1 protein-coding gene is annotated in these 14,086 nt (G+C 66.3%); it reads left to right on the forward strand.

Going from position 1 to position 14,086, the window contains the following annotated elements:
* The first annotated feature begins 53 nt into the window (after window positions 1–53).
* A complete protein-coding gene (locus tag ACLH0J_RS16235; RefSeq protein ID WP_411388091.1) occupies window positions 54–14,084 on the forward strand; it encodes a non-ribosomal peptide synthase/polyketide synthase in 14,031 nt (4,676 codons plus the stop codon).
* Window positions 14,085–14,086: the final 2 nt, after the last annotated feature.

Raw genomic sequence — 14,086 nt, forward strand, 5'->3', positions numbered from 1 at the left:
TATAGGGACGACGTGCCTTTGTGCTTCCCGCCTATTGCTCCGGACTCCAAGAAATGAATGCTGAAGACTCCTTGAAACTTGCTCGCCGGTTTATCGGGTTGCCCCTGGAAAAACGCCAGCTGTTCCTCCAGGCGTTGCAGAAGGAAGGGGTGGATTTTTCACGGTTTCCGATTCCGGCCGGCGTGGACGTGGAGGATCGCGATGCGCTGTCCTACGCGCAGCAACGCATGTGGTTTCTCTGGCAGTTGGACCCGGCCAGCGGCGCCTACAACCTGCCGGGCGCCGTGCGGCTCAAGGGCGCGCTGAACCTTGGCGCGATGCAGCAAGCGTTCGCCAGCCTGGTCGCGCGTCACGAAACCCTGCGCACGGTGTTCCAGCGCCAGGCCGACGAGCGTCTGGCACAGGTGGCGGCACCGCCGGCGCTGGCGATCGAGCAGCACGACCTTTGCGACCTGGCCGCCGCCGAGCGCGAGCAGGCCGTCAATGATGCGGCCACCCGTCAGTCACTGCTGCCGTTCGACCTGGAACACGGCCCGTTGCTGCGCGTGCAGTTGTTGAAACTCGACGCGCAGGAACACGTGCTGCTGCTGACCCTGCACCACATCGTCGCCGATGGCTGGTCGATGAACGTCTTGATCGACGAGTTCATCCGCTTCTACGACGCCCACGAACGCAACGAAACGCCGCAACTGCCGCCGTTGCCGATCCAGTACAGCGACTACGCCCTGTGGCAACGCCGCTGGCTGGAAGCCGGGGAACAGGCGCGTCAGTTGGAATACTGGCAGGCCCGTCTGGGCGATGAGCACCCGTTGCTGGAACTGCCCACCGACCGCCCTCGTCCGGCCATGCCCAGCTACAGCGGCACTCGGCACACCTTCGCGATTGATCCGGACCTGGCCGCGCAACTGCGCAGTTGCGCGCAAACACACAACGTCACGCTGTTCATGCTGCTGCTCGCTGCGTTCAATGTGCTGCTGCATCGCTACACCGGCCAGGGCGATATCCGCGTCGGCGTGCCCATCGCCAACCGCAATCGCACCGAAGTCGAAGGGCTGATCGGTTTCTTCGTCAACACCCAAGTGCTGCGCACCGAACTGACCGGGCAAACCCGCGTCAGCGAGCTGCTGCACACCGTCAAGGAACATGCCCTGGGCGCCCAGGCTCATCAGGAGTTGCCCTTCGAGCGCCTGGTGGAAGCGCTGAATGTCGAGCGCAGCCTGAGCCATACACCGTTGTTCCAGGTGATGTACAACCACCAGCCGGTGGTGGCCGACATCACCTCGATCCGCACCGCCTCCGGCCTGGAACTGGCCGCGGTGGAGTGGCAGGGCCGCACCACCCAGTTCGACCTGACCCTCGACACCTACGAACAGTCCGGCACCCTGCACGCCGCGCTGACCTACGCCAACGACCTGTTCGACGCCGCATCCATCGCGCGCATGGCCCGGCACTGGATCAGCCTGTTGCAGGCCATGGTCGCCGATGGCGAACAGCGTATCGGTGAATTGCCGATGCTCGCCGCCGATGAGCAGCAGGTGCTGGTGAGCGCCTGGAACCAGACCGCGCAGACCTATCCGACCGAGCGCGGCATTCACCAACTGATCGAAGACCAGGTGCGCGCCACGCCGGATGCGCCGGCGCTGGTGTTCGGCGCGACCACGCTGACCTACGCCCAGCTCGACGCCCGCGCCAACCAACTGGCCCATGCCTTGCGCGAGCAGGGGGTTGGCCCCGATGTGCTGGTGGGGCTCTGCATCGAGCGTTCGATCGAAATGGTGGTCGGCCTGCTGGCGATTCTCAAGGCTGGCGGCGCCTATGTCCCCCTCGATCCCGAGTATCCCCAGGACCGCCTGGCCTACATGATCGAAGACAGCGGCATCCAACTGCTGCTCAGCCAGCAAAGCCTGCTGCCATCGCTGCCCGCCGCCGGTATCTGCGTGATTGCCCTGGACCAGCCCGCGCTATGGCTCGACGGCTATAGCTGCGAAGCGCCCGCCGTGGCGATTCACGGGCTGAACCTCGCCTACGTGATCTACACCTCCGGTTCCACCGGCCAACCCAAGGGCGCCGGCAACAGCCATCGTGCGCTGGTCAACCGCCTGTGCTGGATGCAACAGGCCTACACGCTGCAAGCCAGTGATGCGGTGCTGCAGAAAACCCCGTTCAGCTTCGACGTGTCGGTGTGGGAGTTCTTCTGGCCGTTGATGACCGGCGCGCGCCTGGTGGTCGCGGCCCCTGGCGAACACCGCGAGCCGGCGCGCCTGATCGAGACCATCGGCCGTCACGCGATCACCACCGTGCATTTCGTGCCGTCGATGCTCCAGGCGTTTATCCATGAGCCGGGCGTGCAGGCCTGTACCCGCCTCAAGCGCATCGTTTGCAGCGGTGAAGCCCTGCCGTTGGATGCGCAGATCCAAGTGTTCGCCAAGCTGCCACAAGCGGGTCTGTTCAACCTCTATGGCCCGACCGAAGCGGCCATCGACGTGACCCACTGGACCTGTGTCGACGAAGGTACCGACAGCGTGCCCATCGGCCGCCCGATTGCCAACCTCAATACCTACGTGCTCGACGCGCAGCTCAACCCGGTGCCGGCCGGCGTGTCCGGCGAGCTCTACCTGGGCGGCAGCGGCCTGGCGCGCAGTTACCACCGGCGTGCGGCCCTGACTGCCGAGCGCTTCGTGCCCAGCCCGTTCGCGGACGGCACACGCCTGTACCGCACCGGCGACCGCGTGCGCCAGCGGTTCGACGGCGTGATCGAGTACCTCGGCCGTCTCGATCATCAGGTCAAGTTGCGCGGCCTGCGCATCGAGTTGGGCGAAATCGAGACGCGCCTGCTGCAACATCCCGGCGTGCGTGAGGCGGTGGTGCTGGTGCAGGGCGGCAAGCAATTGGTGGCCTACCTGGTGCCGGAAGGCGAAGCGCCCACCGACCTCAAGGCGTGGCTGCTCGGCAGCCTGCCGGAGTACATGGTACCGACCCACATGCTGCACCTGGACAAGTTGCCGGTGACCGCCAACGGCAAGCTGGACCGCAAAGCCCTGCCAGTGCCGGACGCCGCCGCGCAGCAGGCCTATAGCGCACCGCAAACCCCCGTGCAGCAGGCGCTGGCCGCGATCTGGGCCGATGTGCTCGGCATCCCGCAGGTCGGCCTGGACGACAATTTTTTCGAGCTGGGCGGCGATTCGATCATCTCCATCCAAGTGGTCAGCCGCGCGCGACAGGCCGGGATTCGCCTCAGCCCGCGCGACCTGTTCCAGTACCAGAGCGTGCGCAGCCTGGCGCTGGTGGCGACCTTCGAGCAGGCCACGCTCGTCGACCAGGGCCCGGTCAGCGGTGAGGTGCTGCTGACCCCGGTGCAGCAGGGCTTTTTCGCCCAGGCCATCCCGGCGCGCGCGCATTGGAACCAGTCGTTGCTGCTGACCCCGCGCGAAGCCCTGGAGCCCGCGCGTCTCGAAGCGGCCTTGACCCAGGTGATCAATCATCACGACGCCCTGCGCCTGCGTTTTGTCGAACAGGCCGACGGCTGGCAGCAAACCCATGCCGCGCCGATCACCGCGCCCGGATTGTGGCAATCCGACGCCGCCGACGATACCGAACTGACCGCGCTCTGCGAGGCGGCCCAGCGCAGCCTCGATCTTGCACACGGCCCGTTGCTGCGCGCCGCCCTGGTGAACATGGCCGACGGCACCCAGCGCCTGTTGCTGGTGATCCATCACCTGGTGGTGGACGGCGTGTCCTGGCGCATCCTGCTCGAAGACCTGCAACAGGCCTACGGCGCAGCGCCGCTGCCGGCCAAGACCTGCGCCTACCAAGTGTGGGCCAGGCAGTTGCAGGCCCATGCGCAGACCCTCGACGCGCAACTGCCGTACTGGCAGGCGCAGACCGCCGATGCCGATTTGCCCTGCGACAACCCGCAAGGCGGCCTGCAAAACCGCCTGGGCGCCAAGCTGGAAATCCGCCTGGATGCCGAACACACCCGTCAACTGCTGCAAGACGCCCCGGCGGCCTATCGCACCCAGGTCAACGACCTGCTGTTGACTGCATTGGCGCGGGTGATCTGCCGATGGAGCGGCCAGCCTGCGGCGCTGATCCAACTGGAAGGCCATGGCCGTGAAGACCTGTTCGACGGCGTCGACCTGAGCCGCACCGTCGGTTGGTTCACCAGCCTGTTCCCGCTGCGCCTGCAAGCCGATGGCGAACTGGCGGATGGGATCAAGTCGGTCAAGGAACAGCTGCGTGGCGTGCCCGATAAAGGTATCGGCTACGGCCTGTTGCGTTACCTGGGCTCATCGGACGCCCGCGAAGCCCTATCAAGCCTTGCTGCGCCGCGCATCACCTTCAACTACCTGGGCCAGTTCGACCGCCAGTTCAACGAATCGGCACTGTTCGTACCCGCCACCGGCGGCAGCGGCCAAGCCCAGGACCCCGAAGCGCCGCTGGCCAACTGGCTGACGGTGGAAGGGCAGGTGTATGGCGGCGAATTGACCCTGCAGTGGGGGTTCAGCCGTGAGATGTTCGAGGCGGCGACGATCCAGCGTCTGGCGGATGACTATTCGGCGCAACTCAAGGCGTTGATCGAGCATTGCTGTGCCGCGCCGGCAGGGCAGGTGACCCCATCGGACTTCCCGCTGGCGCGTCTGACACAACGGCAGTTGGAGGGATTGCCCGTGGCGGGACCGGCCATCGCCGATCTCTACCCACTGTCGCCGATGCAGCAGGGCATGCTGTTCCACAGCCTCTACGAGCCCGAGGCCCAGGCCTATGTCAACCAGTTGCGCCTGGACATCGGCGGCCTCGATCGATTGGCGTTCGCTCGCGCCTGGCAGGCCGCGTTGGACCGTCATGACATCCTGCGCAGCAGCTTCCATTGGCTGGGCCTGGACAGCGCCCATCAGTTGATTGAGCGGCAGGTCGACTTGCCGTTGCACGTGATCGAAGACCTCGACGCCGACGTCGAGGCCCTCGCCACTGCCGAGCGCGACAAGGGCTTCGCGTTCGACGCCGCGCCGCTGTTTCGCCTGCTGCTGGTGCGCGGTGTCGGCGCGACCTGGCAGCTGATTTTCACCAGCCACCACATCCTGATGGATGGCTGGAGCAACGCCCAGTTGCTGGGCGAAGTCATCGCCGACTATGCCGGCCATAACGTGCCGGCACCGCTGGGACAGTTCCGCGACTACCTGGGTTGGCTGCAACAGCAAGGATCGGGCGAAGCGTTTTGGAAAGCCGCACTGGCGCCGTTGCAAGCACCCACCTTGCTGGCGCAGGCGCTGCGCTTACCGGGCCGCGGCACGGGGGTGGCCGACCATCACGTCGTGCTCGACAGCGACTTCACCCAAGCCCTCGGCGCGTTTGCCCGCCGCCAGAAAATCACCCTCAACACCCTGCTGCAAGGGGCGTGGAGCCTGTTGCTGCAGCGCTACACCGGCCAGGATTGCGTGGCATTCGGCGCCACGGTCGCCGGGCGTTCGGCGCCGTTGCCGGGGATCGAGCAGCAACTGGGGCTGTTTATCAACACCTTGCCGATCATCAGCCTGGCCGCGCCGGCCCAATCGGCCGCCCGCTGGCTCGGCGAGCTGCAAGCGCTGAACCTGAGCCTGCGCGATCACGAACATGTGCCGCTCTACGACATCCAGGGCTGGGCCGGCCAGCAGGGGGCGTTGTTCGACACCTTGCTGGTCTTTAAAAACTTCCCGGTGGCCGAAGCCCTCAAGCAAGGCGCGCCGGCAGGCCTGACCTTCGGCCGGATGCACAACCATGAACGCACCCATTACCCGCTGACCCTGGGGATTGAACTGGGGGCCAGCCTGCGCCTGGAATGGAGCTACGACCGCGCGCGGTTCAGTGCCGATCAGGTCGCGCGATTGAGCGCCAACCTCCAGCACCTGCTGGTGCAACTGCTCGCCAATGCCCAGGCGCCCCTCGGCAACCTGCGCCTGCTTGACCCCACTGCGCAGCACGGCATGCTCGCCCTGGGCCAGTCGCCCGCTGCTGCCCCGCGTGAGCTGCATGTGCATCAACGCATTGCCGCCCAGGCCGCCGCCACCCCGGATGCGCTGGCGGTGCAGGCCGGCGAAGCGCGCCTGAGCTATGCCCAGCTCAATGACCACGCCAACCGTCTGGCCCATCGCCTGCTCGCGTTGGGCGTGGGGCCTGGGCAGCGCGTGGGCCTGGCCTGCCGACGTGGCCCGCAGTTGATCGTCAGCCTGCTGGCGGTGCTGAAAAGCGGCGCTGCCTATGTGCCGCTGGACCCGAAATACCCCAATGAACGCCTGGCTTATCTGTTGGCGGACAGTCGCGTGGACCTGCTGCTCAGCGAAACCGGGCTGCTGGCCGACCTGCCACTGCCCCAAGGCCTGGTCCGTGTGGACTTCAGCGCCGCCGGCGCTGAGCTGGCCGATTACCCGCACGCCAATCCACCCAGCCATGTGTCCGCCGCCGACCTGGCCTATGTGATCTACACCTCCGGCTCCACCGGCCAACCCAAGGGCGTGGCCATCGATCACGCCGCCCTCGGCCAGTTCTGCGACAGTGCCGAGGTCTATAGCCGGCTGCGTGCAGCGGACCGGGTGCTGCAGTTCGCCACGTTCAGCTTCGACGGCTTTGTCGAGCAGTGCTACCCGCCGTTGTGTGTGGGCGCTGCGTTGATCATGCGTGGCGATGAGCTTTGGGACGCCGGGCAACTGGCGCGGGAAATCGTCGAGCAGGGCGTGACCCTCGCCGACTTGCCGGCGGCGTACTGGTACCTGCTGGCCAAGGAATGTGCAAGCGAGCGCCTCACCCTGGGCCATCTGCGCCAGGTGCATGTGGGCGGCGAGGCTATGTCGGTGGAAGGCCTGCGCGCCTGGCACGCCGCCGGCCTCGGCCACGTGCGGCTGGTCAACACCTATGGGCCGACCGAAGCCACAGTGGTGTCCAGCGTGCACGACTGCCAGTTGCTGGATGCCAGTGACGCATTCGGCGTGCCCATCGGCCAGGCCATCGAAGGCCGTTCGCTGTATGTGCTCGACAGTGCGTTCGAACTGCTGGCCACCGAGGGCGTCGGCGAACTGTGCATCGGCGCCGAATACGGCCTGGCCCAGGGCTATTTCGAGCGTCCGGCGCTGACCGCCGAACGCTTCCTGCCCGACCCGTTTTCCGCCGTGTCCGGTGCGCGGCTCTACCGCAGCGGCGACCTGGCGCGCTACAACCAGGCCGGTGCGTTGGAGTACGTCGGGCGCATCGACCATCAGGTGAAGATTCGCGGGTTCCGTATCGAAATCGGTGAAATAGAAGCCAGCCTGCAAGGCGTGCCGCAGGTGCGTGAGGCGGCGGTCATCGCGCAGCCGGGCGCCAATGGTGCGCAACTGGTGGCGTATGTGGTGCCGGTCGACGCTCAACGCCTGGACACCCAGGTGCTGGCGGCAACCTTGCAGCGTACGTTGCCGGACTACATGGTGCCGGCCCAGTGGGTGGTGCTCGACGCCTTGCCGCTGAACAACAACGGCAAGCTGGACCGCCGCGCCCTGCCGACGCCGGACCTGAACCAGTCCCGACAGGCCTACCGCGCCCCGCACAGCCCGCTGGCGATGCGGTTGGCGGCGATCTGGCAAGCGGTGTTGCAGGTCGAGCGTGTGGGGCTCGATGACCACTTCTTCGAGCGCGGCGGCCATTCGTTACTGGCCACCCAAGTGATCTCCCGCGTGCGCCATGACCTCAAGCTGGAAGTGCCGTTGCGCGCGCTGTTCGAGCAGCCGACGCTGGAGGCGTTCGCCGCAGTATGCGCCAGCATGCACGCCGACACGGCTCCGGCGCTGAGGGCCGTGGGGCGCGACCGGCCGCTGGCGTTGTCCTTCGCCCAGGAGCGCCAATGGTTCCTCTGGCAACTGGACCCGACCAGCGCCGCTTATCATGTCCCCGCCGCCCTGCATCTGCGCGGCCTGTTGGACATCGCCGCGCTGGAACACGCTTTCCACGCCCTGGTGCAGCGCCATGAATCGCTGCGCACCACCTTTGTGGAGGAGGGCGCGCAGACCTGGCAGGTGATTCACCCCCACCTGGCGATTGCGCCGGCGCATCAGCACATCGACGCCGCAGCGATCGAAGCGGCGGTGGCGGAGGAAATCCAGCGTCCGTTCGACCTGGTCAATGGCCCGCTGATGCGTGTCAAGTTGCTGCACGTCGAAGCGGAGCACCACGTGCTGGTGATTACCCAGCACCACATCATCTCCGATGGTGGGTCGATGCAGGTGATGGTCGACGAACTGCTGGCCCTGTATCAGGGCCGGGCGCCGTTGCCGGCGCTGCCGCTCCACTACGCCGACTATGCCGCGTGGCAGCGCGAGTGGATGGCCGCCGGAGAGAAACAGCGCCAACTCGATTACTGGTGCGCCCGCCTGGGCAGCGAACACCCGCTGCTGGAGCTGCCCCTGGACCACCCGCGTCCGGCGTCGCAAAGCCATCGCGGCGCGCGTCGACAATTGCATCTGGACGCCGCGCTGGTCGCCGAACTCAAGGCCCTCGCCCAGCGTCAGGACGTGACCCTGTTCATGCTGCTGCTCGCCGCGTTCCAGGCCCTGCTGTTTCGCTACAGCGGCCAGTCCGCGATCCGTGTAGGGGTGCCGATCGCCAACCGCAATCGCCTGGAAACCGAGCGGCTGATCGGCTTCTTCGTCAACACCCAGGTACTGCAGGCCGAGCTGCATGGGCAGATGGGTTTTGACCGGTTGCTGGCCCAGGTCAAGCAGCGAGCGGTGCAAGCCCAGGCCCATCAGGACTTGCCCTTTGAACAACTGGTAGAAGCGCTGCAACCGGAACGCAGCCTCAGCCATAACCCGCTGTTCCAGGTGATGTTCAATCACCAGGACAACCTGCGCGCCGGCCCGCTGCAATTGCCTGGCCTGGTCCTGCAACCAGTGGATTGGGCCGGCCACAGTACTCAATTCGACCTCAACCTGGAAACCGAGGAGTCAGCCGATGGCCTCTGGGCTGCACTGACCTACGCCACCGACCTGTTCGAACCGGCGACCATCGAGCGCCTGGCCGAGCATTGGCAAAACCTGCTGCGCGCCGTGGTGCGCGATGCCTCCCAGCCCCTGGATGAGCTGGCGCTGCTCAGCGCGTCGCAGTCGCGGCAGATGCTCGAAGCGTGGAACCACACGACCTTCGATTACCCCCGTGAACGCTGTGTGCATCAGTTGTTCGAAGCGCAGGCCCTGGCCCAGCCCGACGCCATTGCCGTGCAATTCAACGACGACGTCTTGAGCTACGCCGAACTCAACCGCCGCGCCAATCGCCTGGCCCATCGTCTGATCGCGGCGGGTGTCGGCCCGGACGTGCTGGTGGCGGTGCACGTGGAGCGTTCCCTGGACATGGCGGTCGGCCTGCTGGCGACCCTCAAGGCCGGCGGCGCCTATGTGCCGCTCGACCCGCAGTTTCCGGCGGAGCGCCTGGCGTTCATGCTCGAAGACAGCCGCGCCCGGGTGCTGCTGACCCAGCCAGCGCTGATCGGCCGACTGGCGCAACCCCAAGGCCTGCAGGTGCTGCTGGTCGATGACGCCAGTGCTGACGAGCGCAACCCGCAGGTGGACGTCACCCCGGAACACCTGGCCTACGTGATCTACACCTCCGGCTCCACCGGCCAGCCCAAGGGCGTGATGGTGCGCCACCGCGGGCTGTGCAGTTTCACCTGCGGCATGGCCGCCAGCCTGGACATCGGCCGTGAGGCGCGGGTGCTGTCGCTGACCACCTTCTCGTTCGACATCTTCGCCCTGGAGCTGTACGTACCGTTGACCGTTGGCGCCACGGTGCTGCTGAGCGACCAGGCCATGGCCCTCGACCCGGAGGCGATTATCGACCTCGCACACCGCCAGTGCGCCAACGTGCTGCAAGCCACGCCGTCGACCTGGCGCATGCTGCTGGACAGCCCGCGTGCCGAACGGCTGTATGGCATCAAGGCGCTGTGCGGCGGCGAGGCGCTGCCGGCTGACCTGGCCCAGCGCCTGCTCCACCTGCAAGGCCCGGTGTGGAACCTGTATGGCCCCACCGAAACCACCATCTGGTCGGCGGCCCATCGCGTGTTGGCGCCGCAGCCCTTTGTCGGGCGGCCGATTGCCAATACCGCGTTGTTCATCCTCAACGCCGGGCTCAGCCCATGCCCATTGGGCGCGGCCGGTGAGCTGCTGATCGGCGGTGTCGGCCTGGCGCGCGGTTACCACGCGCGGCCGGCCCTCACCGCCGAACGCTTCGTGCCCAACCCTTATGGCGCGCCGGGCGAACGCCTGTACCGCACCGGTGACCTGGCGCGCTACCGTGACCACGGCGTGGTGGAGTACATCGGCCGGGTCGACCATCAGGTCAAGGTCCGCGGTTTCCGTATCGAACTGGGCGAAATCGAAGCCTGCCTGCGCGAACACCCCGGCGTGTGCGAGGCCGTGGTGCTGGCCGACAACGACCGCTTGATCGCCTACCTGGTGACCTGCGCCCCACAGACGCCGGCGGTCTACCAAGCCGCTTTGCGCGAGCGCCTGCCGGACTACATGGTGCCGGCGTACCTGATGTGCCTCGACAGCCTGCCCTTGACCCCCAATGGCAAGCTCGACCGCAAGGCCCTGCCCAGCGTGGACGCCAGCCTGTTGCTCAAAGGTCATGTCGCCCCCGTCACGCTGCGCCAACAGCAGGTGGCGGCGATCTGGGCCGAGGTGCTGGACGTGCCCCAGGTCGGCCTTGACGACCACTTCTTTGAACTGGGCGGGCATTCGCTGCTGGCTACCCGCGTGGTGTCGAGGGTCCGTCAGGCGCTGGCGTTGGAGGTGCCGCTCAAGACCCTGTTTGAACACCCGGCGCTGGGTGACTTCGTCGCGGCGCTGGGCGAGGAGGGCGTGGTCGCACCGGCCATGCTCAAGGCTGACCGCACTCAACCGTTGCCACTGTCCTATGCCCAGGAACGCCAATGGTTCCTCTGGCAACTCGACCCGCACAGCGCTGCGTACCACATCCCCAGCGCCCTGCGCCTGAAAGGCAGGCTGGACCTGGCCGCGCTGCAACGCAGTTTCGACACCTTGCTGGCACGCCACGAAAGCCTGCGCACCCATCTGCGCCAGGACGCCGGCGGCACACGGCAAGTGATCGAAGAGTCGGGCCTGATCGACGTCGAGCAGATCGACAGCGACGCAGCCGGGCTCAAGGCTCAGGTCGCGGCCGAGGTCGCGCGCCCGTTCGATCTGCTGCGCGGGCCGTTGCTGCGGGTCACCTTGCTGCGTCTGGCCGACGACGACCACGTGCTGGTGCTGGTGCAGCACCATATCGTTTCCGATGGCTGGTCGATGCAACTGATGGTCGAAGAACTGGTGCAGCTCTACGCCGCGTTCAGCCAGGGGACCACGCCGCACCTGCCGGCCCTGCCGATCCAGTACGCCGACTACGCCCTGTGGCAGCGCGACTGGATGGAGGCCGGTGAAAAAGAGCGTCAACTCGCCTACTGGCGCGCGCAACTGGGCGGTGTGCAGCCGGTGCTGGAATTGCCGTTCGACTACCAGCGTCCAGCGCTGCAAAGCCATCGCGGCGCGCGCCTGGGCATTGAGCTGCCGGCACCGTTGTTCGCCGGTTTGCGCAGCCTGGCGCAGCGCACCGGGGTGACATTGCCGATGGTGTTGCTGGCGTCGTACCAGGCCTTGCTGCATCGCTACAGCGGTCAGGAAGACGTGCGCGTCGGCGTGCCGATTGCCAACCGCAATCGCCTGGAAACCGAAGGGCTGATCGGCTTCTTCGTCAACACCCAGGTGCTCAAGGCCGATATCCACGGGCAGATGAGCGTCGAGCACTTGCTGCACCAGGCGCGTCAACGCTCTCTAGAGGCCCAGGCCCATCAGGACCTGCCGTTCGAGCAATTGGTGGAGGCCTTGCAGCCCGAGCGCAGCATGAGCCTGAGCCCGCTGTTCCAGGTGTTGTTCAACCACCGCGTGACCTCGGCCGACCGCCATTGGCAGCACCTCGCCGAGCTTGACGTCGAGGTCCTGAATTGGGATGAAGGCGTCGCCCAGTTCGACCTGGCGTTGGACATCGAGGAAAGCCAGACGCTGTTGCGTGCGTCCCTGAGCTACGCTACCGACCTGTTCGCCCCGGCGACCATCGCGCGCATGGCCGGCCACTGGCAGAACCTGTTGCAGGCGATGGTCGCTGATCAGCAACAAACCATCGGCCAGTTGAACCTGCTGGACGAGGATGAGCAGCAGCACATCCTGCAGGTGTGGAATCAATCCGACGCCGGCTTCCCGGCCCAACGCCTGGTGCACGAATTGGTCGCCGACCGCGCGCGGGAAACCCCGCAGGCAATCGCGATCAAGTTCGACACACAAACCCTGACCTACGGCGAACTGGACCGCCAGGCCAACCAATTGGCCCACGCGTTGATCGCCCGTGGCGTCGGACCGGAAGTGCGCGTGGCGATTGCCATGCCGCGCAGTGCGGAGATCATGGTGGCGTTCCTCGCGGTGATGAAAGCCGGCGGCGTGTATGTGCCGCTGGATATCGAGTACCCGCGTGATCGCCTGCTGTACATGATGCAGGACAGCCGCGCCAGGCTGCTGTTGACCCACAGCGCAGCCCAGCAGCAACTGCCGATTGCCGAAGGCCTGGATACGCTGGCCATCGACCGCACCGAAGCCTGGAGCGGCTTCAGCGATACCGCGCCATCGGTTGACCTCGACGGCGACAACCTCGCCTACGTGATCTACACCTCAGGCTCCACCGGCATGCCCAAAGGCGTGGCAGTGGCCCACGGTCCGCTGGTGGCGCATATCATCGCCACCGGCGAGCGCTACGAAACCGGCCCGGCCGATTGCGAATTGCACTTTATGTCGTTCGCCTTCGACGGTTCCCACGAAGGTTGGATGCACCCACTGATCAACGGCGCCAGCGTGCTGATCCGCGATGACAGCCTGTGGCTGCCGGAATACACCTACGCGCAAATGCACCGCCACAACGTGACCATGGCGGTGTTCCCGCCGGTGTACCTGCAACAACTGGCCGAGCATGCCGAGCGCGACGGCAATCCGCCGAAGGTGCGCGTGTATTGCTTTGGCGGTGACGCGGTGGCGCAAGCGAGCTACGACCTGGCCTGGCGTGCGCTGAAACCCACTTATCTGTTCAATGGCTACGGCCCGACCGAAACGGTGGTCACGCCGCTGCTGTGGAAGGCGCGCAAGGGCGACCCTTGCGGCGCCGTGTATGCACCCATCGGCACGCTGCTGGGCAACCGCAGCGGCTACATCCTCGACGCCCACCTCAACCTGCAACCCATCGGCGTCGCCGGCGAGCTGTACCTGGGCGGCGAGGGCGTGGCGCGCGGTTATCTGGAGCGCCCGGCACTCACCGCCGAACGCTTCGTGCCGGACCCGTTCGGTAAACCCGGCAGCCGCGTGTATCGCAGCGGCGACCTGACCCGTGGCCGCCCGGATGGCGTGGTGGATTACCTCGGCCGTGTCGACCATCAGGTGAAAATCCGCGGTTTCCGTATCGAACTGGGCGAGATCGAAGCGCGTCTGCGCGAGCAGGACAACGTCGGCGAAAGCGTGGTGGTTGCCCAGGAAGGCCCGACGGGCAAGCAACTGGTGGCTTATGTGGTGCCGGCGTCCTCTGCGATCAACGAAACCGAGTGGCGCGACACCCTGCGCCGAGCGCTCAAAACCCGTTTGCCAGACTACATGGTGCCCGCGCACTTCATGTTCCTGGCGCAAATGCCCCTGACCCCCAACGGCAAACTCGACCGCAAGGGCCTGCCCGAGCCGGACGCGAGCCTGATGCAACAGGCCTACGTCGCCGCCGAAACCGAGCTGGAACAGCACATCGCCGCGATCTGGGCCGAGGTGCTGCGCCTGCCGCGTGTGGGCCTGAACGACAACTTCTTCGAGGTCGGCGGCCACTCGTTGCTGGCGATCCAGATCACCTCGCGGGTCCAGGCCGAACTGGGCCTGGAAGTGCCGCTGGTGGAAGTGTTCCAGACCGAAACCCTGCGCGCGTACGTGCAGGCCGCTGCCACCTTCCGCGCCGGCAGCGCGGAAGATTTCGACGATCTTCGTGACTTTTTGAGCGAACTAGAGGCGATTTGACC

The organism is Pseudomonas sp. MPB23 (assembly GCF_046605395.1).
GTDB lineage: Bacteria > Pseudomonadota > Gammaproteobacteria > Pseudomonadales > Pseudomonadaceae > Aquipseudomonas.

Excerpts from the sequence above, each read along its gene's own strand:
- ACLH0J_RS16235 (WP_411388091.1), top strand. The coding sequence starts at position 54 with ATGAATGCTGAAGACTCCTTGAAACTTGCTCGCCGGTTTATCGGGTTG.